Raw genomic sequence first — 24,427 nt, 5'->3', positions numbered from 1 at the left:
AACAGCGTTTTTTGTGGCTTTTTGCCCATTCAGAGGAACGCTGTCTCCTCGAAACTGCGCAATTTCCGGCTGTGGAGCCGTTCCAGGGGCATTTCCCGCAACGCCTCCATCGCGCGGATTCCGATCAGAAGATGCCGCGAAACCTGCGTTTTGTAGAACGAACTGGCCATGCCAGGCAGCTTCAATTCGCCATGCAGGGGCTTGTCCGAGACGCACAGAAGCGTGCCATAGGGCACCCGGAACCGGAACCCGTTGGCGGCGATGGTGGCGCTTTCCATATCCAGCGCGATGGCGCGGGACTGGCTCAGCCGTTGCACCGGGCCGGACTGGTCGCGCAATTCCCAGTTGCGGTTGTCGATGGTGGCCACCGTGCCGGTGCGCATGATGCGCTTGAGGTCGAAGCCCTCGAACTCGCTGACCGCCTCGACCGCGTGTTCCAGCGCGATCTGCACCTCGGCCAGCGCCGGGATCGGCACCCAGACCGGCAGGTCGTCGTCCAGCACGTGATCCTCGCGCAGATAGGCATGGGCCAGCACGTAATCGCCAAGGCTCTGCGAATTGCGCAGGCCCGCGCAATGGCCGACCATCAGCCAGACATGCGGGCGCAACACGGCGATATGGTCGGTCGCGGTCTTCGCATTCGACGGGCCGACGCCGATATTGACCAGGGTGATGCCCGCCCCGCCCTCGCGCACGAGGTGAAAGGTCGGCATTTGCGGCAGCTTGGCCAGCTCATGCAACGCCGCGTCGGGATCGGTGATCACCTGGTTGCCGGGGCCAACCAGCGCGGTGTAGCCGCTGGCCGCGTCGCGCAGCACCTCGCGCGCATAGGCGACGAACTCGTCGACATAGAACTGGTAGTTGGTGAACAGCACATGGTTCTGGAAATGCTCGGGCGCGGTGGCGGTGTAATGCGACAGCCGCGCCAGCGAATAGTCGATGCGCTGCGCGGTGAAGGGGGCCAGCGGGCCCGATCCGTCCTCGTTGTGAAAGCCGTAGCCATTGACGATCCGGTCATTCGTGGTGCTGAGATCGGGCACGTCGAACACGTCGCGCAGCGGAAAGCGCATCGCGCCTTCCTGCGGGATCTGGATATCGGCATCGTCCAGCACCGCGAAATGCACCGGGATCGGCGTGGTCGATTGCCCGATCCCGATGGGCACGCTGTGATTGTCGAGCAGAAGCTGGATCTGCTGCGTCAGGTAATGCTTGAACAGGTCGGGCCGGGTGACCGTGGTGGCATAGGTGCCGGGCTCGGACACATGGCCGAAGGACAGGCGGCTGTCGACCTGGCCGAAGCTGGTCGTGGTGATCCGGATCTCGGGATAGAAGGCGCGGAATCGGCAATCGGGCATTTCGCCGCCGACAACGGCGTTGAATTTCTGCGCCAGGAACGCCGTCGCATGGGCATAGCACTCCTGCAGATAGGCCACCGCCTCGCGCGCATCGGTAAAGACCCTCGGTTCGGCCTTGGGCGGGCTTTGGATCGGCAAGTGTCGCGAATGCAGGGTCATGCAGGTTCCTCTGCGAAAAGGGAGGTGAGTTGAAATGTGCTGACATCGACCAGCCCCAGGTCCGAGATACGGAGCGCCGGGATCACCGGCAGGGCCAGAAGCGAATGCTGCATATAGGCATTGTTGAGCCTGCAACCAGAGGCGGCCATCGCGGCGACCAGCCTGTCGGCCTTGGCGGCGACCTCGTGGGCGGGGCTGTCGGACATCAATCCGGCGATGGGAAGTTCGACCAGCGCCTGTTCCTCTGCGTCCTTGTAAAAGGTGACACCGCCGCCGACCTCACCCAACCGCATCGCGGCCAGCGCCATGTTTTCGCGGTCGGTGCCGACGACGATCATGTGGTGGCTGTCATGCGCCACGGTCGAGGCCATGGCCATCCGGCCCTCGTAGTTGAAGCCCGAGACGAAGGCATTGACCACGCCGCCTGTCGCGCGGTGGCGTTCCACCAGCGCAATCTGGCAGGTGCCACCCTCGCCCTCGACCAGCCCGTCGATCACCGGCAGTTCTTTGACCAGCGCCTCGGTCGGGGCCTGGTTCTCGACCACGCCGATTACTCTGACGCGGGCCGAATTGGCCCCTTCGGGGGCTTCGATCTCGAAATCCGCGGCGGTCAATTCCTTGCCCAGATGCACCGTCTGGCGGGCGTCCTCGGGCCAGTCGAGATGCGGGCAATCGGCCAGCATCCGGCCCTCCTGGGCTATCATCACCCCGCGCGCGAAGACCTGCTCGATCGGCAGGGCCGCCAGGTCAGATGTCAGGATCATGTCGGCCCGCCGCCCCGGCGCGATCGAGCCAAGCTCGCGTTCCAGCCCGAAATGCGTGGCGGTGTTGATCGTGCACATCTGAAGCGCGACCATCGGGTCGCAACCGCACTCAATCGCGTGGCGCAGCACCCGGTTCATGTGGCCATCGTTCACCAGCGTGCCGGAATGGCAATCATCGGTGCAGAGGATGAAGTTGCGCGGGTCCAGCCCTTTTTCCGTCACTGCCGTGATCTGGCTTTCGACATCATACCAGGCCGATCCCAGCCGCATCATCGAGCGCATGCCCTGCCGCGCGCGGTCGATGGAATCGTTCTCCCGCGTGCCTTCGTGATCATCCGCAGGCCCGCCCGCCGCATAGGCGTGGAAGGCCGGGCCACGGTCGGGGCTGGCGTAATGCCCGCCCACGGTTTTGCCTGCGCGCATCGTCTCGGCCATCTCGGCCAGCATCTGGGGGTCGCCATTCACCACGCCCGGAAAATTCATCATCTCACCCAGGCCGATGATACCGGGCCAGGTCATCGCCTCGGCCACATCCTCGGCGCTGATCTCGTAGCCTGTCGTCTCCAGCCCCGGCGCGGACGGCGCGCAGGAGGGCATCTGCGTGTAGATGTTCACGGGCTGCATCAGCGCCTCGTCATGCATCAGCCGCACGCCGCGCAGGCCGAGCACATTGGCGATCTCATGCGGGTCGGTGAACATGGTGGTGGTGCCGTGGGGCGCAACCGCGCGGGCAAATTCGGCGGGCGTCAGCATGCCCGATTCAATGTGCATATGCCCGTCGCAAAGACCGGGGATCAGGTAGCGGCCCTTGGCGTCAATGACCTCTGTGCCATCCCCGATGCAGTGCCCCGCATCCGGCCCGACATAGGCGAAGCGGCCCGCGATCACCGCCACCTCCCAGCCGTCCAGCACCTCGCGGCTCTGCACATTGGCAAGCCTCGTGTTCCGGATCACCAGATCGGCGGGTTTGCGTCCGGCCGCGACGGCGACCAGATCGGCGACGCAGTCGGCCCATGTGTTGATTTCAGTCACTTTTTCCATGCCCAAGCGTGACACCGGTTTTTTGCGGCTTCAAGCGACATTTTCATGACAGCAGACGGCGCGCAGGATTAGGGGTTTCGCAGGTGCCTCCGACAGAGGTATTTTGACGAAGACGATGGGCAGGAGGGGCAGATTGGCCCGGAAGAGGAAGACAAAGCGGCGGCCGCTGTGGCGGCGCGCGCTGCGGCTGGTGACGCGCGGCATATTGCTGGCCGCCGTGCTGGCAGTGGCGTGGATCGCGCTATATGGCGTCGTGGCCCCGCCGACCACGCCCTACATGATCAGCGAGGGGCGCAGGGTCGGCGTGACCCAGGACTGGCGACCGATGGAGGAGATCTCGGTGCATCTGGCCCGCGCCGTGGTGGCGGCGGAGGATGCGAATTTCTGCCTGCATTGGGGGTTCGACATGGACGCGATCCGCGCGGCCATCGCGGCAGGCGCGGCGCGCGGCGGATCGACCATCAGCCAGCAGACAGTCAAGAACGCCTTCCTGTGGCAGGGCCGGTCCTGGCCCCGCAAGGCGCTCGAGGCGCTGATGACCCCGGTGATGGAGACGCTCTGGAGCAAGCGCCGCGTGCTGGAGGTCTACCTCAATATCGTCGAATTCGGTGAGGGTGTTTTCGGGGCCGAGGCCGCCGCGCAGCATTTTTTCGGCATCCCCGCCGCCGATCTGAACCCGCAACAGGCCGCGCGGTTGGCCGCCGTCCTGCCCAATCCGCAGGACAGATCGGCCTCGAACCCGTCGCAATCCGTGCTGATGCGTGCGCGCTCTATCGCCGAAGGGGCGGCAACGATTGGCGCGGATGGCCGCGATGCGTGCTTTGCGCGTTGAATTTCCGGGGCATTCAGGCGAAAGAGGTTGGGCATAAGATCAAGAAGAGCAGGCCATGACCCGTCTTTACCATTTCGCCCTGTCCCCGTTCTGCCGCAAGGTCCGCCTGGTCCTGGCGGAAAAGAAGATCGACGTGGAGTTGATCGAGGAGAAGTACTGGGAGCCATCGAACGAATTCGTGCGTCGCAACCCCGCCGCCAAGGTGCCGATCCTCAAGATCGACGGGCTGCACATGAGCGAGAGCCAGGCGATCTGCGAATATCTTGAGGAAACCAACCCGACGCCCGCGCTGATGCCTGGCGATCCCAAGGGCCGGGCCGAGGTGCGCCGCCTCTGCGCCTGGTTCGACGACAAGTTCCATCACGAGGTGACGGCCAACCTGGTCTATGAACGGGTCAACAAGAAGGTGATGCGCGGCGGCTACCCCGACGGCAAATCGGTCAAGACCGGCGCGCAGAAGATCAAGTTCCACCTCGACTACATGGATTGGCTCTTGGATCATCGCCGCTGGCTTGCGGGCGACAGCCTGACGCTCGCCGATTTCGCCGCCGCGGCGCATCTGTCCTGCCTGGATTACATCTCGGACGTGGACTGGAACCGCTCGGCCATCGTCAAGGACTGGTACGCCAAGATCAAGTCGCGCCCCGCCTTCCGGTCGATCCTGGCCGATCAGGTACCGGGCTTCATCCAGCCGCCACATTACGCAAACCTGGACTTTTGACCGATCTGAAGACGCAACTGGAGGCCAAGGCCCTGGAGGAGGGCTTTGCCAAGATGCGCGTCTGCCGCCCGGATGCGATCCCGCAGGCGGCGGGGCGGCTGGCGGAGTATGTCGCCAAGGGGCGGCACGGGCAGATGGGCTGGATCGAGGCGCGCATGGGCTGGCGCGGCGATCCCACAGCCTTGTGGCCGGAGGCGCGATCGGTGGTCATGCTGGCCGAGCCCTACACGCCCGAGATCGACCCGCTGGAGCCCCTGAAAGCGCGGGATTGCGGCACGATCAGCGTTTACGCGCAGAACCGCGATTACCACGATGCCCTGAAGAAGCGGCTCAAACGGGTCGGGCGGTGGCTGCTGGAGCAGGCGCCAGGGGAAGAAATCAAGGTTTTCGTCGATACCGCCCCGGTGATGGAGAAACCGCTTGGCCAGGCGTCCGGCCTTGGCTGGCAGGGCAAGCACACCAACCTTCTGGCGCGCGACCTGGGCAACTGGTTCTTTCTGGGCAGTATTTTCACCACGTTGGAGCTGCCCGCCAATCCTGCCGAGTCTGATCATTGCGGCAATTGCACCGCCTGTCTGGATATTTGCCCCACGGATGCCTTCCCTGCGCCCTATCAACTGGATGCGCGGCGCTGTATTTCCTACCTGACCATCGAACATCACGGACCGGTGGACGAGGAACTGCGCCCCCTGATGGGCAACCGCATTTTCGGCTGCGACGATTGCCTTGCGATCTGTCCCTGGAACAAGTTCGCGGTGGAGGCGCGCGAGATGCGCTATTCAGGGCGGCCCGAGTTGCAAGGCCCGAAGCTCGCGGAACTGGCGAGGCTGGACGACGCCGCGTTCCGCACCATGTTCTCGGGCAATCCGGTCAAGCGGATCGGGCGCAACCGGTTCATCCGCAATGTGCTCTATGCAATTGGAAACAGTGGGGATTCCGGGTTGCTGGACACCGCGCAGGGACTGCTGGACGACCCCGATGACACGGTGAAGGATGCAGCCCGCTGGGCGGTGGAGAGGTTGCGATGAGCTTGATCATTTTCGGCATGGGATATTCCTGCAAGGTGCTGGTGGAAAACCACCGCGACGCCCTGCCCGCGCCGATCATCGCAACGACCCGGTCCGAAGAAAGGGCCGAAGGGTTGCGCGCGCGGGGCGTCACGCCGCGCGTCTTTCCCGGCAGCGACATGGCCAACGACCTCGCCAGGGCCACGCATCTGCTGATCAGTGCGGGGCCCGAGGACGGGGCCGATCCGGTTCTGAAACACCTGCATGACCAGATCGCGGCAGTCGCCAAGTCCTTGAAGTGGGTGGGGTATCTGTCAACCACCGGGGTTTACGGCCATCACGGCGGCGATTGGGTGGATGAAACCACGCCGCTTGATCCTGCCACCAGACGCGGGCAGGCGCGGGTGGTGACAGAGGGCCAGTGGCAGGCATTGATGCGCGACCACGGCCTGCCGCTGCATATCTTCCGCCTGCCGGGCATCTACGGCCCCGGTCGCGGGCCGTTCGAGAAGGTGCGCAATGGCACCGCGCGGCGGATCATCAAGCCGGGGCAGGTGTTCAGCCGGATCCATGTCGAGGATATTGCGCAGGCGCTTGCGGCCTCCATATCTGCCCCCAATCCCGGCGCGATCTACAATATCTGCGATGATGACCCCGCCGCGCCCGAGGATGTGATCGGCTATGCGGCGCATCTGCTCGGGCGTCCCCTGCCCCCCGCCACCCCCTTCGAGGAGGCCGACCTGTCCCCCATGGCGCGCAGTTTCTACGCCGAGAGCAAGCGGGTCAGCAACGCGCGGATGAAGCGGGAACTGGGCGTGACGCTGAAATACCCGACCTACAAGGCGGGGCTGGATGCGCTGTTTGCCGCCGAGCGGGAACAGCCGTGAGGCCCGAGGCGCGCGGATTGCCAGGCACTCACAGGGGGACGCGATACCCATCGACATCCTGCCCTGACAGGCCGGATTTCTGACAGGTTTGTCAGGGATTCTTGACAGGTTTGTCAGAAAAACCGGCGCTCACGACCGGTTCGCGGGCAGGCCCTGGCCCGTGCCGTCGCCATCGCCCGTCACCATGGTCCACCAGATCTTGCCGCTCGGCTCCTGGAAATAGGCAAAGCCCAGGTCGCGGGCGGCGGGATCGGTGATCACGTCGCGGGTATCGGGCTGCTGCATCCAGGCGGCGACGGTCTCCAACTCGGATTCGTAGGTCTCCGAGATATTCTCGCCCAGGACCCGGCCGCGATACCCCGCCCGTTCCGCCCGGTCGATGGGCGAGGATCCGTCCGAGCCGAAATGCCAGGGCCGGTTCTGCACAGACATGTCGCGTGAATGGGTGGCGGCGGCGGCGTTCAATTCGGCATTCAAGCGCATTTCGGGCACACCCGCCGCGCTGCGCAGGGCATTGACGCTGTCGAGGACGCGGAACTGGATATCGCCCGCATCGCGCGGATTGATTCGGTAGATCGTCGGCAGGGGCCGCCCGTCAGAGCCCAGCCGTGGCGCGGTGGTGGTGGCCCCGCAAGCGGCAAGCGCAGCCAATGCCGTCGTCATGATGAAGGAGCGTCGCAACATGGGGGTGACTGCCTGATCGGTGATTTGTTGCGACAAAGCCATACAGCCCGACCCGCGCCCGATCAAACACATCCGGGCAAGACAAGCCATTTCGCCGGGGTCGTGAATGGAGCGTGCAACAGGCAACTGGTATCTTGAGGATAGAGAGAAGCGGTTTTCCCAAGGCGTCGAGGTCGAGCGCCCCGAATACCGGGGATGAGCCTGGGCATCTTCGCCGGCTCCGGCGCACGCGCCTGGCCTCGGTCCGGCAATATTCCCCGCCCGCGCGGCACGCATGACACGCGCAAGATCGGGCGGCGGTCGTCAAACGGCTGTATCGGCCTTTATAATGAGCATATTGCCGCGCTGTGTGGCCTGATGCGCAACGGCACCCAAGTGTTGCTTATTTGACGACAACGCGGCGATCTTGGGGGAACGGGCCGTTTCACGCCATTGCAATCCAAGGATATTGCTGCTTAAAACGGGTCACGAGGTACAGTCTTGGGTGCCCCGCTATGCGTAATACCGCGCGAAAACTTTTGGGGCGTATCTTGGAGGATACAATGAAAAAACTCGCACTTGCAGCCGCTCTTTCCGTCGCCGCCACGTCCGCATTTGCGGGCGGCTATGTTGAGCCCGTCCTGGAACCCGTCGTCATCGTGGAAGAAACCACTTCCTCCGCTGGCGGCGTCATCGTTCCGATCCTGGCTCTGATCCTGATCGCAGCAGCAATCGCAGCTGACTGATCAGCCGGCCACGGTTATTTGGTTAGGAAAAGGCGGTCCTTTCGGGGGCCGCCTTTTTCGCGTCCGGGCCTGGGTTAATCGGTGATCCCGGCCTCGGCGGCGATCTGCGCGCGGCTTTTGCGGGCGCGTTCGGTGGCGGATTTGAGCTGCCCGCAAGCGGCCATGATATCCTCCCCGCGCGGGGTGCGGATCGGGCTGGCATAGCCCGCCTTGTAGACGATATCGGCGAATTTCTCGATCCGCTCCCAGTCCGAGCGCGCGTAAGGCGCGCCGGGCCATTCGTTGAAGGGAATCAGGTTGATCTTGGCCGGGATGCCCTTGATCAGCTGCACCAGGCGGCGCGCGTCCTCGTCCGAATCGTTCACGCCCTTGAGCATCACATACTCGAACGTGATCCTTTCGGAATTCGAGGCTTTGGGATAACTCTTGAGCGCCTCAAGAAGTTCCTTGATCGGCCACCGTTTATTTATCGGCACCAACTTGTCGCGGACCTCATCCGTGGTGGCGTGGAAGGACACCGCCAGCATGCAGCCGATCTCCTGCGCTGTCTTGGCGATCTCGGGCACGACGCCCGAGGTGCTGAGGGTGATGCGGCGGCGGCTGAGGGAGATCCCCTCGTTATCCATCGCGATCTTCATCGCGTCGCGCACATTGTCGAAATTGTAGAGCGGCTCGCCCATGCCCATCAGGACCACGTTGCTGAGCAACCGGGTCTCGTTCTTCGGCGCGCGGCCCAGTTCCGGCCATTCGCCCAGATCGTCGCGGGCGATCATGATCTGGCCGACGATCTCACCCGCCGTCAGGTTGCGCACCAGTTTCTGGGTGCCGGTATGGCAGAAGGAACAGGTCAGGGTGCAGCCCACCTGGCTGGACACGCACAAGGTGCCGCGATCGGATTCGGGGATATAGACCACCTCGACCTCGTGCCCGCCCGCGATGCGCACCAGGTATTTCCGGGTGCCATCTGCCGAGACCGTGCGGCTGACCACTTCGGGCACCTCGATGACGAAATGCTCCGCCAGTTCGGCGCGGTAGCCCTTGGCGAGGTTGGTCATCAGCGCAAAATCGCGCACGCCCTTTTCATAGATCCACTGCCAGATCTGCCCGACCCGCATTTTCGCCTGTTTCTCCGGCGTGCCGGTGGCGATCAGCGCGTCGCGCAGGGCAGGCCGCGTCAGCCCGACGATGTTCATCGGGCCTTCGGGGGCCTTGCGCGGAATGGTCAGGACATCCTGCGTGATCGGGGCGCTGGCGGACATTGGGCGGACTCCGTGTCAGATGGGATGCGGACACATATAGGCATCCGACGCCCATGGCAAACCCGGTCCGCGCGATTTATCAGGCGCCGCAGCGTTCCTCGGCATCCTCGACGGCGGCGGTGAAACCCATCAACGAGAATGTATCGACCGTCTGCGTGCCCCGGCTGGAGCGCGCGGTCAGAACCGCCTCGGCGCCGCGCTTCATCGCGGTGATGATGCGCTGGTCGTCCTGTTCGGACGCGGCCCAGGCCATTTCGCCATCGACGAAGAGCTCAAAGGTCGAGTTGCCGATCTCCAGCGTCACGGTGGACCCTTCCGCGAAAGGATAGCCGCCGGTGAACGAGACCTCGCCCATCCGGCTCTCGGAGGGCCAATAGCTGACGAAAAGCAGGATCGCGGAGCGGCGCACGGCCACCACGCGTCCTTCGCGGGTGTTCACCGTTTCACGCGGGGCGGAGACCACCCAGCATTGCGTCGGGTCGTCTTCGACAAAGACGCTCCAATCGGTTTCGGCGTTGACGCGGTTGGAGGATTCGCCCCCCCCTTCCTGCGCGATAAGCGGCGTCGACAGCATCAACGCGATACCCAGTCCCGCAACCCAGTTCTTCATATGATCCAGCCTCCAGCCGTCTCTGCCTCTGGTTGACACTCATGCCCGTTGATCAGGTCTTGCGCCTGAGGTCCACCAATCCTTAACTGCGGGGGAGAGATTAACCCGAAAAAACGCGGCTGGAAAAGCCCCGGCGGCGGAAAATCGCCGGATCGTGAAGCGCAGAGGGGGCGGAATATGGGACAGGTACAGAGTTTGGTGGAGATCTGGCGCGGTGCGATCTGCGAAAGCCAGCATCGCGGCCACGCCGTTATCTGGGATTCGGGCGGCGATATCGTGGCCTCCTGGGGCGATCCGCGGGCGGTGATCCTGCCCCGGTCGTCATGCAAGATGCTGCAAGCACTGCCGCTGGTCGAAAGCGGTGCCGCGGATGCCTTCGGGCTGGACGAGGCGCGGCTGGCCCTGTCCTGCGCCTCGCACCAGGGCGCGAAGGTGCATACGGACATGGTGCGCGCATGGTTGGATGAGTTGGGGCTGGACCCCGAGGCGGCGCTGCGCTGCGGGTCGCATGAGCCCTATGACAAGCAGACCGCGAACGACTTGATCCGCGCGGGCCAGACGCCGTGCCAGGTGCACAACAACTGCTCTGGCAAGCATTCGGGGTTCCTGACGCTGACCAGACACCTGGGCGCGGGGCCGGAATACCTGGACCTGGATCACCCGGTGCAACGGGCCGTGCTGGCCGCGGTCGAGGAGGCGACCGATGAGGACAGCCCCGGCTACGGCATCGACGGCTGCTCCGCGCCCAACCATGCCTGCACCATGACCGGGCTGGCCCGCGCCATGGCGAAGTTCTCCGCAGCGACCGGCGATGGCGATGTGCGTGACAAGGCGATGTCCCGCCTGACCCGCGCCATGGCCACGCACCCGGTCCTGGTGGCGGGCGAGGGCAAGGCCTGCACCAACCTGATGCGCGCGATGGAGGGCCGGGTCGCGGTCAAGACCGGGGCCGAAGCCGTCTTCGTCGCCATCGTGCCGGAGCGCCGGATGGGCGTCGCCGTCAAGATCGAGGATGGTGGCACCCGCGCGGCGGAGGCGGTGGTGACGCAGATCCTGGTGGGCCTCGGCGTGCTGGACGCGAACCATCCGGTGGCGGTGAAATACACGCATGGGCCGATCGTGAACCGGCGCGGCATCAACACCGGCCACATGAAGCCGGTCGAGGCGCTGGCGGGCTGGTCGCTTTAGGGTTCGTCGCGTTCATACGCATTCACGCAACGCCCTCTAACCTCTTGATGACGCATGTCCGAGAAGCTCAAAACCGGTTCCCACTTTTGAGCGACATGCTCTAACCCTCGGGCAGGACCGGCAGCACGGTGTCAGGGGCAAGGGCGGTGATCTTCTCGATGATCAGCGGTTTCTTGAGCGGCTTGGTCAGGTAGTGGTCGATCCCGGCCTCGAAGATCCGCGACTCGTCGCCATCCATCGCGTGGGCGGTCATGGCGACGATGGGCACGCGGGGCAGGCCGGTTTCCGCTTCATGGGCGCGGATGAGGCGGGCGGCCTCCAGCCCGTCCATCTCGGGCATGGAGATGTCGGTGAAGATCAGATCGGGCGGCGCGGATTTGTAGGCGGCCAGCGCCTCGGCCCCGTTACCCGTCATTTCCATCTCCAGGGTCAGCGGTTTGATCATCTTGGCGAACACAAGCTGGTTGGTCTTGTTGTCCTCGGCCGCCAATAACCGCAGCTTGCGCGGGGCGGGCGTCTGTTCGGGGATGATGAGGTCGGGCGGCGGTGCCTCCTCCTCCTCCGCCTCGCAGGCCGCGATCAGGGCCGCGCGCAGATCGGCAAGCGAAAGGCCCGCGAATATCCCGTCACAGCCCGAATCCCTGCAGCAGCGCGTCACCGGCCCGTCATGCCCCGCGGCGCGCAAGGCCGACAGCGTGGCCTTATCCCCCGCGCAAAGCAGCGCCAGGTCCACTGGCCCCTTCAGGCGCGCCGGGTCCACCACGGTCTGCACCTCGGCGCGCAGTTTCAGAAGCTGGCGTTCAAGAACCGCGCGGCTAGGCAGTTCCGGGCCGATCACGGCGATCCGCTTCAACCCCTCGGGCAGCGGCGGCACCGGCCTTGTGTCATCACCCTCGGCGCGGGCAAGCCGCAGCAGGAACCCGAAGGTGGACCCCTCGCCCGGCACCGAATCGAGCCACATCTTGCCGCCCATCAGCCGGATCAGCTTGGCCGAGATCGCCAGACCCAGCCCGGTGCCCTCATATTTGCGGTTGGCCTGATCCTCGACCTGGTTGAATTCGCCGAAGACATGCGCCTGTTTTTCCTGCGGTATGCCGATCCCGGTATCCTCGACCGCGATGCGCAGGGCGATCTGGCCATCTTCGCCCTCCTCCCCCAGCACGCGCACGGTGACATGGCCCTTCTCGGTGAATTTCACCGCGTTTCCGATCAGGTTGGTCAACACCTGCCGCACCCGCCCCCGGTCGCCGATCAGCTTTTCGGGCAGGAAGATGTCGTAATCGACGATCAATTCCAGATCGCGGCCCTGGATGGTGGGTTTGAGCAGCCGGAAGATCTCGTGGATCATCCCCTCAAGGTCGAACGCCTCCTCATGCAGCACCAGCTTGTCGGCCTCGATCTTGGAGTAATCCAGCACGTCGTTGATGATGACCAGCAGCGCCTCACCCGAGTTCTTGATCGTATCGGCATACATCCGCTGTTCTTCGTCCAGTTCGGTATCGCGCAGCAGGTCGGCCATGCCGACGACGCCGTTCATCGGCGTGCGGATCTCATGGCTCATATTCGCAAGGAAAGCCGATTTCGCCCGGTTCGCCGATTGCGCCAGGTCGCGGGCTTCGCGCAGTTCCTGCTCGCGCTCGATATCGGCGGTGATGTTGAGGGCGAGGCTGACCATGTCACCCTCGGGCGAGCGCTTGTCGACCAGCTTGACATAGCCGCCATTCCAGAGCCTGAGCGTGCGGGGCGGGATCGGGTCCTGTTCCCAGCGCCCGATCATGTCGTCGATCCAGTCATCGGGATCGGTGCCCTCGACGTCGATGATGCCTTCGTCCACCGCGATGCGCAGGATCGCCTCATAGCTGGCGCCGGGGCCGATTTCGGCAATCCCGTCAAAGACCTGGATAAAGGCGTCATTGGCCGCCACCAGCCGCCAGTCGCGGTCATAGATGGCAAAGCCGTCCTCGATGATGGCCAGCGAATCCCAGAGCCGCCGTTCGGCCCGCTGCGCGTGTTCGGTGGCCACCTCAAGATCGGCGCGCACCTTGGTGGTCTGGCCCACCAGTGCCGCGTTTTCCTGGCGCTGTTCGATGACCTGGTCCGACATCGCGTCGGCATGGGCGGCGAGGCGCTTGTTGGCCGAAAACAGCTCCTCCGATTTCTGCGCCAGGAGGCGTTCGGCGGCCAGCCGCGCGCGGCGTTCCTTTGCCAAACGGTCCTCCATTCCGGCAGGCGTCATCGGGCCCCTCTTGTCTCGCGCAGCGTCATCCGCCCGTAAACTGCCGTGAATTTGATTGAGATAGGATTAACGCCGCGGCCTTTCCGTGGACAGACCCGGGCCCGGCATGCGATGCTGAGACAAAGATTTTTGATATAGAGCGTTTCAGGTTCTCATTGAATCAGGGATCGATCTTCGCGTTCAGCCCTGAAAGGGATGAGGCAGGGAAAACCGATGCAATAGGAACCTGAAACGATCTCGCTTTTTTGAGCAGGAGGATGCGATGCGAGGGTTTCTGGCCGCGATAATCTGTCTCTTCATCTCGGGCGCGGCACTGGCGCAGCAGGCCCCGGTGGCCGAGCGATTCTATTCGTTGGCGCGCGGCGTGGACTATCCGGGCGGCGATCTGGGGCCGATCTTCGACACCAGTTTCGCGGCCTGCACCGCCGCCTGCCTGAACGACCCCGATTGCGTCGGCGCCACCTTCAACCGGGCCAGAAACGCCTGTTTCCCGAAATCCGAGATCGGGGCAAGCGAGCCTTTCGACCTGGCCGATTCGATCACCGTGCGGCAGACCGTGCCGGGGGTGCTGGACCGGCTGCCTGCCCGCGTCGCGGCGCTCGATTTCCTCTCGGAAACCGACCTGAGCCGCGCCCGCCAGCAGGCGGCTGGCCTCGCGCAGGACCACCCGGCAGAGCACTGGACTACGCAGCAATTGCTGGACGCGGCGCGCGATCAGCGCGTGGCGGGCGATCTGCGGCAGGCGATGCGCTTTACCGGCGCGGCGATCACGCTGACGGATGATCCGAACCATTGGGCCGATTACGCCCGCCTCGCGCTGGCCGTCGATACGCCCGCCAGCCGCGAGCGCCGCAACCTCGACCAGACCGCCCTGCGCGCGGCGACAAATGCCGTGCTGCGCGCGGAAGATGGCCCGCAACTTGCCCTGACGCTGGCCGTGCTGGCCGAGGCGCTGGAAGCGAATGACAGGGGCCGCGACATGATCCCGGCGCTGCGGCTTGGATTGGAAAACGCCGATATGGCGGCACTGGAGGAGGCGCTGGACAGGGCCGTGCGGCTCTATGGCTTCCGGGTGCTCTCCACCGAGGTAGAAAGCGATGCCGAGGCGCCGCGGATTTGCGCCGTGTTCTCGGAAGACCTGTCGGAAAGCGCCGATATGGGGGCGTTCCTGCAAACCACCACGTCCGGCCTGTCGGTGCAGGCCGAGGGGCGGCAGTTCTGCATCACGGGCGTTGAGCATGGGGCCCGCTACGAGGTGACGCTGCGCGCGGGCCTGCCCGCCGCCTCGGGCGAGACCCTGCGCCACCCCGCCGCCCTTGCGCTTTATGTCCGCGACCGCACCCCTGGCGTCCGCTTTCCGGGGCGTGCCTATGTGCTGCCGCGCGCGGCAAACGGGGCCCTGCCCATCGTCACGGTGAACACCGACGCGGTGGACCTGTCATTGCACGCGATCACCGACCGCAACGTCCTTCGCAGCTTGCAGGAGGATTATTTCGGCCGCCCCCTGAATGAATGGGAGATCGACCGCTTCACCACCGAACTGGCCGAGACCGTCTGGACCGGCACGGGCGACGTCACCATGCGCCTCAATGAAGATGTCACCACCAGCCTGCCGATGGGCGAGGTTCTGGCGGGGCTGGAGCCGGGTCTCTACGCGCTTGAGGCAAGGATTCCGGGGCCGGTGACGCGCGACCAGCCGCCCGCGACGCAATGGTTCCTGGTCTCGGACCTGGGGATTTCGGCAATGACGGGCGAGGATGGCGTGCATGTGATCCTGCGCGCGCTGTCCGATACCTCGGCGCTGGCGGGCACGCCGGTGCAACTGATCTCCGGCTCCAACCGCATCCTGGCGACGTTGCAGACCGACACGCAGGGCTACGTGCATTTCCCCCCTGACCTGGCCGCCGGACGGGGTTCGACCGCGCCCGCGATGGTGGCGGTGGATACCGGGCAGGATTTCGCCTTTCTGTCGCTGACCGAGGCCGAGTTCGACCTCTCCGACCGGGGCGTCGAGGGCCGTGCGCCCGCGCCTGCCATCGACGTGTTCCTGACCACCGAACGCGGGGCCTACCGCGCGGGCGAGACCATCCACGCCACCGCGCTGGCCCGCGATGGGCGGGCCGGGGCGATCACCGGCCTACCGCTGACCGCGATCCTGACGCGCGCCGACGGGGTGGAGTATGCCCGGACCCTGCTGGAGGAGGCGGGCGCGGGCGGTTACGTCTGGGCCATGCCGCTTGGCGGCAATGTCCCGCGCGGCACCTGGCGGCTGGATGTCCACGCCGATGTGGATGCCGCGCCCTTGGCGACGCAGACCCTGCTGGTCGAGGATTTCTTGCCCGAACGCATCGACGTGGCGCTTGGCCTGCCGGACGGCCCGCTGCCCGCCGATGCCAGCCCGGTGCTGGAGGTGCAGGCCGATTACCTCTTTGGTGCGCCTGCCCCCGATCTGCCCATCGAGGGCGAGATCGTGATCCGTCCCACCGCCACGCTGGAAGCCCATCCCGGCTACAGCTTCGGGCGGCATGACGACCGGCCCGGTGCGCAGTTCACCTCTCTGCCTTCGGGCGCGCGCACGGATCAGACCGGGGCCGCCGCGCTGCCCCTCGACCTGCCGGAGATCACCGGCGTGCCGCATCCGCGCAACCTGATCGTCACCGCGCGCGTCAGCGAAGGCTCGGGCCGCCCGGTGGAACGCCAGATCACCCGCCCGCTGGCACCGACCGGCACGCTTCTGGGCCTTCGCCAGATGTTCGACGGCACCCTGCCCGAGGGCGCGGAAGCACAGTTCCAGGCCATCGCCGTGGGGGCCGAGGGCGTGCCGGTGCGCTGGACCCTGAACCGGGTCGAGCGGCGCTATCAATGGTATACGCAGAACGGCAGTTGGTACTGGGAGCCCGTCACCACGCGCACCCGGATCGCCACCGGCGAGGCCGTGGCGGGCAGCACCCCCATCGACATTGCCGCCCCGGTGGACTGGGGCCAGTTCGAGCTGAGGATCGAGACGCTGGACGGCCCCTATTCCAGCAGCTCAATCGGCTTTTCCGCCGGGTGGTATGGCAGTGGCGACAGCAGCGGCACGCCGGACCTGCTGGAGGTCTCACTAAACGCGGAGAGCTACACGGTCGGCGACACCGCCACCCTGCGCATCGTGCCGCGCAGGGGGGGCACGGCGCTGGTCCGTGTCGTCTCGAACCGGCTGATTGACATGCAGGTGGTCGAGGTCGGCGACGATCCAACCGAGATCGCGCTGGACGTGACCGAGGACTGGGGCGCGGGCGCCTATGTCACCGCGACCCTGCTGCGACCGCTTGAGGGGCTGGATGCCCGCACGCCTGCCCGCGCGCTTGGACTGGCCCATGCCAGCGTCGCGCCGGGGGATCATGCGCTGGACCTTGTGATGCAGGCCCCCAATACGGCGCAACCCCGCGACAGTTTCGAGGTCGCGCTGAGCGCGCAGAACCTGCAACCCGGCGATACCGTCCATGCCTCCATCGCCGCCGTCGATCTGGGCATCCTCAACCTGACCGGGTTCGAGCCCCCCGATCCGCGCGGGCATTACTTCGGCCAGCGCCGCCTTGGCGTGGCCCTGCGCGACCTCTACGGGCGCATCATCGAGACCGGCGGCGAGCCGGGGCAGGTCCGCTCCGGCGGTGGCTCGGCCCTGGGGATGCGGATGCAGGCACCGCCGCCGACCGAGGCGCTGGTTGCCTTCCAGACCGGCCCGCTGACCGTGGGCGATGACGGCATGATTCGCGCCCGGTTCGACATGCCCGCCTTCAACGGTACCGTGCGCGTCAGCGCGGTGGCGTGGTCGGAAACCGGCGTCGGGCAGGCCACTGCGGATGTGCTGGTGCGCGACCCCGTGGTCGTCACCGCAAGCGTGCCGCGCTTCATGGCCCCCGGCGATTCTGCCCGGCTGCTGCTGGAGGTGACCCATGCCGAGGGCCCGACCGGCGAAATGCCCATCGAGATCGCGGCCTCGGGCGGCCTCAGCCTCGGCACCGGGCTTGCCACCGTGACGCTTGGCGACCAGGAGACCGAGCGCCTGCGCATTCCGCTGCAGGCGGGCGACCGCGAAGGCGTCGAGCAGATCACCATCACGCTCACCACCCCGAATGGTCAGCGCCTCGCCCGCACCCTGACCCTGCCGGTGCAGGTCAATGACCCGGTGGAATCGGCCACCACGCGCTTCACCCTCGCCCCCGGCGAAAGCTACCGGTTCGATGCCGCCGTGCTGGCGGGCTACCGGCCCGGATCGGGGCAGGCGGTGCTGTCTGCCGGGCCGCTGGCGCGTTTCGATGCGCCGGGCCTCTTGGCGATGCTCGACCGCTACCCCTATGGCTGCACCGAGCAACTGACCTCTGCCGCGATGCCGCTGCTCTACATGGCGGATGTGGCCGAGACGCTGGAGTTGGAGACCGCCACCGGCCTCGCCACCCGTATCCAGGACGCCATCGAAGCGATCCTGGCCAATCAGGCGGGCAATGGCGGCTTTGGCCTCTGGGGGGCCTATTCCGGCGATCCGTGGCTCGATGCCTATGTGACCGATTTCCTCAGCCGCGCGCGGGCCGAGGGGTTCGAAGTGCCCGACCTCGCCTTCCGCGCCGCCATCGACAACCTGCGCAACCAGGTCGCCACCGCCAGTGACTTCGAGAACGGCGGCGAGGCGATTGCCTATGCGCTGATGGTGCTGGCCCGTGAAGGTGCGGCGGCGATGAGCGATCTGCGCTACTACGCGGATGTGAAGGTGAGCGATTTCGCAACGCCCTTGGCGCTGGGTCAGTTGGGCGCGGCTTTGGCGATGTATGGCGACCAGCCGCGCGCCGATGCGATGTTCCGGGCGGGCTATGCGCTGCTGCGGGGCCAACTCACCCGATCCGAGGAAACCGGTTGGCGCGCCGATTACGGCACGCGGGCGCGCGATGCGACGGGGCTGTTGACCCTCGCCGCCGCCTCGTCCTCGGACGCGATCCCGCTGATGGACCTGGCCCGCGCGCTACCCGCGCCGGGGCGGCATGTCTCGACGCAGGAGGCCGCGTGGTCCCTGATGGCCGCAAACGCGCTCATTGACCAGGCAAGCTGGTCCGGCCTGACGCTGAACGGGGCGGCGGTTGACGGGCTGCTGCTGGAACGCCTTGTTGCCGGAGACCAGACCACGCGAACCCTGACCAATGCGGGCGAACGCGAGGAAACCCTGCTGCTGACCACTTATGGCCAAACGGCGGGCGAGACGCAGGCGGGCGGCAACGGCTACCGCATCGCGCGGCGCTACGTGACGATGGAGGGCACGCCTGCCGATCCGTCTGAGGTCAGCGTCGGCACGCGGCTGGTGGCGTTGATCACAGTCACGCCCTTCGATGACCGCCGCGCACGGCTGATGGTCAGCGATCCGCTGCCCGCGGGTTTCGAGATCGACAATCCGAACCTCCTGCAAGGCGGCGACCTGCCCGCACTGGAGGGGATCCCCGTCAGCAACGCGGCGGAGCATACCGAGTTCCGGCAGGACCGCTTCCTGGCCGCCATCGACGGGGTCAACGGCGAGAGCTTCACGCTGGGCTATATCGTGCGCGCGGTGACACCCGGCCAGTTCCACCACCCCGCCGCCTCGGTCGAGGATATGTATCGCCCGCAGTTCCGGGCGCAGACCGCATCCGGCGCCGTGGTGATCACCGAGTAATGCGCGTCAGGTGGCTAATCGCTCTGGTCGCGGCCCTTTGGCTTGGTGCCCTCGGGCGCGACCGGGCCGATGCCTGGATCGACGCGACGGTGCTGCCGCCCTTGGTGCCCGCCACATCGGTGGAGGTGCTGGACCGAAACGGCACCCTCCTGCGGGCCTACACGGTCGAGGATGGCCGCTGGCGGCTGCCCGTCACGCTGGCCGAGGTGGACCCTGCGTTCATCGAGCTTTTGCTGACCTATGAGGACCGGCGGTTTTACGAACATTCCGGCGTCGATCCCCGCTCGCTTGGTCGGGCCCTTCTACAGGCCCTCCGCAACGGGCGCATCGTCTCGGGCGGGTCCACCATCACCATGCAGGTCGCGCGCCTGTTGGAGGATAGCGGCACCGGGTCTTGGCGCGGCAAGCTGCGCCAGATGCGGCTGGCGCTGGCGCTGGAACGCCAGCTTTCCAAGGACGAGATCCTCACGCTCTACCTGCATCTCGCACCCTATGGCGGCAATATCGAGGGCATCCGCGCCGCCAGTTTCACCTGGTTCGGGCATGAACCGCAGAATCTGACCACCGCCGAGGCCGCGCTCCTGGTGGCGCTGCCGCAATCGCCCAACTACCGCCGCCCGGATCGCTACCCCGAGACCGCCCTTGCCGCACGGGGCCGCGTGCTGGAGCGCGCGGTCCGCTTCGACATGCTGGAGGAGGACGAGGCCGCCTGGGCAAACCGCGCCCCCCTTCCCGGCACCCGCCATGACTTCCCGCTGCTGGCCCCGCACCTTGCCGACAGGATCATCGCCGAGCGCCCCGCCGCGCAGCATCACCTGACGCTGGACGCCGAGCTGCAGGCCGCGATGGAACGGCTGGCGGTACAGGCCGTGCGCGGCCAATCGGACCAGATGAACGCCGCCATCATGGTGATGGACCATGCGACGGGCGAGGTGCTCGCCTCGGTCGGATCGGCGGGCTATTCCGACAATCCGCTGCAAGGCTTCAACGACATGACACAGGCCCTGCGCTCGCCCGGATCGACGCTGAAACCGCTGATCTACGGGCTCGGTTTCGAGGCCGGTCTGATCCACCCCGAAACCATGATTCAAGATCGCCCGGTGCGCTTCGGCTCCTACGCGCCGCAGAACTTCGACAACCAGTTCCGGGATGAAATATCCGTGGCCCGCGCGCTGCAATTCTCGCTCAATACCCCCGTGGTCAGCCTGCTGGAGGAGATCGGACCGGCCGAGATGATGAACCGGATGCGCCGCGCGGGCATGCAGCCGGAATTGCCCGCCGGTCAGCCGGGGCTGGCCGTGGCCCTTGGCGGGGTCGGGACGACGATGGAGGATCTGATGCGGCTTTACGGGGCCATCGCCTCGGGCGGCGGATCGGTGCCGCTGCATTACCGGCAAGGCGACCGGGGGGGCGCGCCAGTGCAGGTGCTGTCGCCCGTTGCCGCCTGGTATCTGGGCGATATCCTCTCGGGTGTCGCACCGCCCGCAAACGCGCCGCGCAACGGGCTGGCCTACAAGACCGGCACCAGCTATGGCCATCGCGATGCCTGGGCCTTCGGCTTTGATGGGGCCCATGTGGTGGGGATCTGGCTTGGCCGCGCCGATGGCGCCTCGGTGCCGGGGGCCTTCGGGGCCGACCTTGCCGCGCCGCTGCTGTTCGAAGCCTTCGCCCGCATCGCCCCCAACCTCACGCCTTTGCCACCGCCACCCCCCGGCGCGTTGACCGTCCCGCTGTCCGAGCTTCCCCAACCCCTGCGCCGCTTCGCCCCCCGCGCCGAACCTGTCGCCAACGCTGAGGCCCCGCGCATCGCCTTCCCGCCGGATGGCGCGACACTGGCCCGCCAGTCCGGTCTGCCCTTCCTCGCCCGCGTCGAACGGGGCACGCCGCCCTTCACATGGCTCTGGAACGGCGCGCCCGCGCGGATCGCCAGCCATGACCGGCAGGTCGACCTCGGCAACCCCGATCCCGGCTTCGTCGATCTGACGGTAATAGATGCGCGCGGGCAATCAGCCTCGGTCTTCCTTGAGATCGTGACCCCTTAGAGCATGTCGCTCAAAGGTGGGAACCGGTTTTGAGCTTCTCGGACATGCGTCATCAAGTGGTTAGAGGGCGTTGCGTGAATGCGAATGAACGCGACGAACTCTAGTCCCTGATTTCCGTCGGTGAGATTTGGCAGAGAGCTATGTGCATAGGTGCACTGAAAAGCATGTTCTTTTTAAGTATTGTGGGGTGGCACACAGAATTTCGATCCTTAAATAGCACTGCATGGACGGCACGAGCCGCCAACACCATACACACCACACTTTCTGAAGGACTTAAGACAATGAAAGCTCTCGCACTCTCCACCGCCCTCGTCGCTGCCCTGGCCGCCCCGGTTCTGGCAAACGCGGCCCCCGCCGCCGAAGCGATCTTCAACGCGGAAGCCGCCTCGTCGCAGGAACTGGTTCTGATCGGCAACAGCGTCGGCAACGCCACCGCCGACGCAATCCTCGCCGCAGAAGCCCGGGCCGATGACGACCTGAACCTCTTCGGTGCAACTGCCGGGTCCGAAGTGATCTCGACCCAGAGCTTCGACACCAATGCCGTCGCCGCCCGCATCTTCGCAGCCGAGGCCGCGTCCAACTAAGCGGACGATCCCGTAAGGCCGGGTTGTCTTTCTCTCCCTGTGGCGACCCGATCCTGACTGACCCCCCCGCCATCCGGCCGGGGGGTTTTTTCGTCCCTCAGCCGCGCCCGGATCACAGCGCCGTAAGCCCCCGTTACCCACCTGCCATTCCGGCAGATGTCGTTGTGCGCAGATGCACTCATCTCACGCCTTTGTCGCGGTCTTGTTGGGTGAAACACGGTAATGGAACGCCTAGATTGGATGTCATGGAAGGCAAAACCCTTCCCCACACATGACACACACTGCACACACCGAAAGGAACACGACATGAAAACCCTGACCCTCACCACCGCCCTGATCGCAACCCTGGCCGCTCCGGCCTTTGCCGCCGCCAATCCCGTTGCCGAGGCGATCTTCGCCGCCGAGCGCGCCTCGCAGCAGGAACTGACCCTGACCGAGCGCAGCAGTGGCGACGCCGGAATGCTGTTCCTGTCCGAAGCCCGGTCCAATGACGAGCTGACCACCGTGCCCGCCGATATCGGCACCGAGGTGATCTCGACCCAGAGCTTCGGCACCAACGCCACCGCCGCCCGCATCTTCGCCGAGCAGCGCGCGATGAGCCTGGAAGACGAATAAGACCCGGACGACAACCGGGCAGGGTCTCCTCCCCCCCGTTCTCTCCCTGGCCCTGCCCGGACCACGTCCAACCAGCCCCCTGCCCGAATCGGCAGGGGGCTTTTTTTGTCCTGAAAAGAAGGGAAATGGCGGAGCCGGACGGGCAGACCTCCGCATCCGGAACCTCGCCGATAAACGCGGTGCGACGGGACATAGTTTCACGTCATCACGGCTTTGTAACCGGCTATGACGGTGCCGCCGTTGGGGCAGATCGCGATGTGCATGAACGCACCAATATCACGCGGTTTTCGCGCGTTCGTTGGGTGAAACACAGCAGCGGGAGGCATAGGTTTGATTGTATCGAAGGCAGCGACCTTCACCACGACACACACACACCGCACTCCGAAAGGACTACATTATGAAAACCCTGACCCTGACCACCACCGCCCTCATTGCCGCCCTTGCCGTTCCGACCCTGGCCGCGGCCAACCCCACCGCCCAGGCCATCTTCGAGCGTCAGGCCGCCAACAACATGGAGCTCTACCTGCAAGGTTCCAGCAGCGGCGACGCCGGCGGCATCTTCCAGGCCGAAGCCCGCTCGAGTGACGAGTTTCCCTATCCCGCGGCCGGTCTCGGCACGACGGAAGTGATCTCGACCCAGAGCTACAGCACCAACGCGACCGCCGCGCGCATCTTTGCCCAACAGCGCGCCGCGAGCCAGGAAGACGAATAACCCGTCTCCCCCCCGATCAGGTCCTGGGCCGCGTCCCCCCGCGGAGCCCCTGACCTGGCTCACGGGACCGCCCCCCAGCCGCAAGGCCGGGGGGCGTTTCTGTTTGTCGGATAGGCTTTCAGATACGCTCGATCGCCAGGGCAATGCCCTGCCCACCGCCGATGCACATGGTGATCAGCGCGCGCTTGCCACCGATACGCTCAAGCTCATGCAGCGCCTTGATGGTGATGATCGCGCCGGTCGCGCCGACCGGATGGCCCAGCGCAATCGCGCCGCCATTGGGGTTCACCTTGGCCGGGTCCAGCCCCAGCCCCTTGTTCACCGCCAGCGCCTGCGCGGCAAACGCCTCGTTCGATTCGATGACGTCGAAATCCTCGACGCTCAATTCGATCCGCTTGAGCAGCGCCTCGACCGCAGGCACCGGGCCGATACCCATCACCTCGGGGCGCACACCGGCATGGGCATAGCCCAACACACGCGCGCGCGGTTTCAGCCCGGCCTTTTCCGCCGCCTCGGATCGCGCCAGCACAATCGCCGCCGCGCCGTCATTGATGCCCGAGGCATTGCCCGCCGTGACGCGGCCATCCTTCTGGAACACCGGGCGCAGGCCCGCCAGCTGTTCGAGGCTGGTGGCCTTGGGATGTTCATCCGTGTCGAAATCGACCATGTCGCGCTTGACCCGCACCTGCACCGGCGTGATCTGGTCCTTGAACCGGCCTTCGGCAATGGCCTTGGCGGCACGCTCCTGGCTTTCCATCGCGAAAGCGTCCATCGCCTCGCGGCTGATGTCATGTTCTCCCGCGACGTTTTCCGCCGTCACACCCATATGGCCGGTGCCGAACGGGCAGGAGAGCGCGCCAAGCATCATGTCCTGCGCGCCCGCATCGCCCATCTTCTGGCCCCACCGCGCGGCGGGCAGGATATAGGGCGAGCGGCTCATGTTCTCGGCCCCGCCCGCAACGCCGAAATCGGCATCGCCCAGCGCGAGGTTCTGGACCACCGAGACAATCGCCTGCGCGCCGGACCCGCACAGCCGGTTGACGTTCATCGCGGGCGTGCTGTCGGGGATGCCCGCATCCATCGCGGCGACGCGGCTCAGATACATGTCACGCGGTTCGGTGTTGATGACATGGCCAAAGGCGACATGGCCGATCTGGCCCCCTTCGACGCCCGCACGTTCCAGCGCCGCCCTGGTCGCCGTGCTGGCGAGGTCGATCGGCGGCGTGGCCGCCAGCGAGCCGCCGAACGTGCCGATGGCGGTGCGCGCGCCGGACAGGATTACAATATCGTTCATATGTGCCTCCAATGGGGATTTGGCGAAACCTT

The 24,427-nt window shown here is 65.8% G+C and carries 18 protein-coding genes and 1 pseudogene; 12 read left to right on the top strand and 7 right to left on the bottom strand.

All coding sequences use genetic code 11. The annotated features are described in order from the left end of the window. Positions 1–29: 29 nt before the first annotated feature. Together AC13C7_RS17285 and AC13C7_RS17280 are read right to left on the bottom strand one after the other, a co-directional pair. Positions 30–1,514, bottom strand: coding sequence for an AMP nucleosidase (locus tag AC13C7_RS17285; RefSeq protein WP_172318222.1), 1,485 nt, complete (start codon positions 1,512–1,514; stop codon positions 30–32). Continuing rightward, entirely contained in the window at positions 1,511–3,319 is a 1,809-nt protein-coding gene (locus AC13C7_RS17280) for an adenine deaminase (protein WP_482868197.1), read from the bottom strand. Before AC13C7_RS17280 ends, AC13C7_RS17285 begins: the two co-directional genes overlap by 4 nt. A gap of 115 nt (positions 3,320–3,434) precedes the next feature. Here AC13C7_RS17280 and mtgA point away from each other — a divergent pair, with 115 nt between their 5' ends. From mtgA to AC13C7_RS17260, 4 genes are read left to right on the top strand one after another with little or no spacing between them, the layout of a single operon-like run. After that, positions 3,435–4,151 (top strand): monofunctional biosynthetic peptidoglycan transglycosylase, encoded by a 717-nt coding sequence (gene mtgA, locus AC13C7_RS17275; RefSeq protein WP_446169306.1) that lies wholly within the window; start codon positions 3,435–3,437, stop codon positions 4,149–4,151. Positions 4,152–4,206: 55 nt separating this feature from the next. Then, positions 4,207–4,872, top strand: coding sequence for an FtsZ-binding protein FzlA (gene fzlA, locus AC13C7_RS17270; protein ID WP_172318228.1), 666 nt, complete (start codon positions 4,207–4,209; stop codon positions 4,870–4,872). Then, positions 4,869–5,900 (top strand): tRNA epoxyqueuosine(34) reductase QueG, encoded by a 1,032-nt coding sequence (queG, locus tag AC13C7_RS17265; RefSeq protein WP_482868196.1) that lies wholly within the window; start codon positions 4,869–4,871, stop codon positions 5,898–5,900. Before fzlA ends, queG begins: the two co-directional genes overlap by 4 nt. Continuing rightward, on the top strand, positions 5,897–6,766 hold the full coding sequence (locus AC13C7_RS17260; RefSeq protein ID WP_482868195.1) for an SDR family oxidoreductase: 870 nt from the start codon (positions 5,897–5,899) through the stop codon (positions 6,764–6,766). The genes queG and AC13C7_RS17260 overlap by 4 nt, the downstream gene beginning before the upstream one ends. A gap of 129 nt (positions 6,767–6,895) precedes the next feature. Here AC13C7_RS17260 and dalA read toward each other — a convergent pair whose 3' ends face one another. Next, positions 6,896–7,450 carry a divisome-associated lipoprotein DalA gene (gene dalA / locus AC13C7_RS17255; protein WP_172318232.1) on the bottom strand — a complete coding sequence of 185 codons (555 nt, stop codon included), beginning with the start codon at positions 7,448–7,450 and terminating at the stop codon, positions 6,896–6,898. A 258-nt stretch (positions 7,451–7,708) separates the two neighbouring features. Between dalA and AC13C7_RS17250 the strand changes: the two are divergent. Then, positions 7,709–7,840 (top strand): annotated as a pseudogene (locus AC13C7_RS17250) (L,D-transpeptidase family protein); the annotation flags it as partial. A gap of 152 nt (positions 7,841–7,992) precedes the next feature. Beyond that, complete coding sequence (locus tag AC13C7_RS17245; RefSeq protein ID WP_446119699.1) at positions 7,993–8,175, top strand: hypothetical protein; 183 nt, start codon at positions 7,993–7,995, stop codon at positions 8,173–8,175. Positions 8,176–8,249: 74 nt separating this feature from the next. On the opposite strand, the gene rlmN is transcribed toward AC13C7_RS17245, so the two are convergent. After that, positions 8,250–9,434, bottom strand: coding sequence for a dual-specificity RNA methyltransferase RlmN (gene rlmN, locus AC13C7_RS17240; RefSeq protein WP_172318236.1), 1,185 nt, complete (start codon positions 9,432–9,434; stop codon positions 8,250–8,252). 79 nt (positions 9,435–9,513) lie between these two features. Beyond that, the gene (locus AC13C7_RS17235) at positions 9,514–10,044 is read right to left on the bottom strand and encodes an invasion associated locus B family protein (protein WP_172318238.1); all 531 of its coding nucleotides are present in this window, start codon (positions 10,042–10,044) and stop codon (positions 9,514–9,516) included. 177 nt (positions 10,045–10,221) lie between these two features. Between AC13C7_RS17235 and AC13C7_RS17230 the strand changes: the two genes are divergently transcribed. After that, the gene (locus AC13C7_RS17230) at positions 10,222–11,232 is read left to right on the top strand and encodes an asparaginase (RefSeq protein ID WP_482868194.1); all 1,011 of its coding nucleotides are present in this window, start codon (positions 10,222–10,224) and stop codon (positions 11,230–11,232) included. A gap of 100 nt (positions 11,233–11,332) precedes the next feature. Here AC13C7_RS17230 and AC13C7_RS17225 read toward each other — a convergent pair whose 3' ends face one another. Continuing rightward, positions 11,333–13,468 carry an ATP-binding protein gene (locus tag AC13C7_RS17225; RefSeq protein ID WP_482868193.1) on the bottom strand — a complete coding sequence of 712 codons (2,136 nt, stop codon included), beginning with the start codon at positions 13,466–13,468 and terminating at the stop codon, positions 11,333–11,335. Between the two features lie 262 nt (positions 13,469–13,730). On the opposite strand from AC13C7_RS17225, the gene AC13C7_RS17220 reads away from it, so the two are divergent. From AC13C7_RS17220 to AC13C7_RS17200, 5 genes are all read left to right on the top strand, one after another. Next, positions 13,731–19,148, top strand: coding sequence for an alpha-2-macroglobulin family protein (locus AC13C7_RS17220; protein WP_482868192.1), 5,418 nt, complete (start codon positions 13,731–13,733; stop codon positions 19,146–19,148). Next, a complete protein-coding gene (pbpC, locus tag AC13C7_RS17215; RefSeq protein WP_482868191.1) occupies positions 19,148–21,190 on the top strand; it encodes a penicillin-binding protein 1C in 2,043 nt (680 codons plus the stop codon). The genes AC13C7_RS17220 and pbpC overlap by 1 nt, the downstream gene beginning before the upstream one ends. Before the next feature lie 281 nt (positions 21,191–21,471). After that, positions 21,472–21,774, top strand: a complete 303-nt coding sequence (locus AC13C7_RS17210) for a hypothetical protein (protein WP_172318248.1) — start codon at positions 21,472–21,474, stop codon at positions 21,772–21,774. A 306-nt stretch (positions 21,775–22,080) separates the two neighbouring features. After that, entirely contained in the window at positions 22,081–22,389 is a 309-nt protein-coding gene (locus AC13C7_RS17205; RefSeq protein WP_172318250.1) for a hypothetical protein, read from the top strand. 397 nt (positions 22,390–22,786) lie between these two features. Beyond that, positions 22,787–23,101, top strand: coding sequence for a hypothetical protein (locus AC13C7_RS17200; protein ID WP_446170440.1), 315 nt, complete (start codon positions 22,787–22,789; stop codon positions 23,099–23,101). A 118-nt stretch (positions 23,102–23,219) separates the two neighbouring features. Here the strand turns inward: AC13C7_RS17200 and AC13C7_RS17195 are convergent, their stop codons facing one another. Next, positions 23,220–24,395, bottom strand: coding sequence for an acetyl-CoA C-acyltransferase family protein (locus AC13C7_RS17195; RefSeq protein WP_172318254.1), 1,176 nt, complete (start codon positions 24,393–24,395; stop codon positions 23,220–23,222). Between the last annotated feature and the right edge of the window lie 32 nt (positions 24,396–24,427).

This window comes from Alterinioella sp. B-7 (assembly GCF_056857775.1).
This window is presented reverse-complemented; position numbering and strand designations above follow the sequence as displayed.

Coding starts and splice junctions, on each gene's coding strand:
- AC13C7_RS17285 (WP_172318222.1), bottom strand. CDS start 1,514: ATGACCCTGCATTCGCGACACTTGCCGATCCAAAGCCCGCCCAAGGCC.
- AC13C7_RS17280 (WP_482868197.1), bottom strand. CDS start 3,319: ATGGAAAAAGTGACTGAAATCAACACATGGGCCGACTGCGTCGCCGAT.
- mtgA (WP_446169306.1), top strand. CDS start 3,435: ATGGGCAGGAGGGGCAGATTGGCCCGGAAGAGGAAGACAAAGCGGCGG.
- fzlA (WP_172318228.1), top strand. CDS start 4,207: ATGACCCGTCTTTACCATTTCGCCCTGTCCCCGTTCTGCCGCAAGGTC.
- AC13C7_RS17260 (WP_482868195.1), top strand. CDS start 5,897: ATGAGCTTGATCATTTTCGGCATGGGATATTCCTGCAAGGTGCTGGTG.
- dalA (WP_172318232.1), bottom strand. CDS start 7,450: ATGTTGCGACGCTCCTTCATCATGACGACGGCATTGGCTGCGCTTGCC.
- AC13C7_RS17245 (WP_446119699.1), top strand. CDS start 7,993: ATGAAAAAACTCGCACTTGCAGCCGCTCTTTCCGTCGCCGCCACGTCC.
- rlmN (WP_172318236.1), bottom strand. CDS start 9,434: ATGTCCGCCAGCGCCCCGATCACGCAGGATGTCCTGACCATTCCGCGC.
- AC13C7_RS17235 (WP_172318238.1), bottom strand. CDS start 10,044: ATGAAGAACTGGGTTGCGGGACTGGGTATCGCGTTGATGCTGTCGACG.
- AC13C7_RS17230 (WP_482868194.1), top strand. CDS start 10,222: ATGGGACAGGTACAGAGTTTGGTGGAGATCTGGCGCGGTGCGATCTGC.
- AC13C7_RS17225 (WP_482868193.1), bottom strand. CDS start 13,468: ATGACGCCTGCCGGAATGGAGGACCGTTTGGCAAAGGAACGCCGCGCG.
- AC13C7_RS17220 (WP_482868192.1), top strand. CDS start 13,731: ATGCGAGGGTTTCTGGCCGCGATAATCTGTCTCTTCATCTCGGGCGCG.
- pbpC (WP_482868191.1), top strand. CDS start 19,148: ATGCGCGTCAGGTGGCTAATCGCTCTGGTCGCGGCCCTTTGGCTTGGT.
- AC13C7_RS17210 (WP_172318248.1), top strand. CDS start 21,472: ATGAAAGCTCTCGCACTCTCCACCGCCCTCGTCGCTGCCCTGGCCGCC.
- AC13C7_RS17205 (WP_172318250.1), top strand. CDS start 22,081: ATGAAAACCCTGACCCTCACCACCGCCCTGATCGCAACCCTGGCCGCT.
- AC13C7_RS17200 (WP_446170440.1), top strand. CDS start 22,787: ATGAAAACCCTGACCCTGACCACCACCGCCCTCATTGCCGCCCTTGCC.
- AC13C7_RS17195 (WP_172318254.1), bottom strand. CDS start 24,395: ATGAACGATATTGTAATCCTGTCCGGCGCGCGCACCGCCATCGGCACG.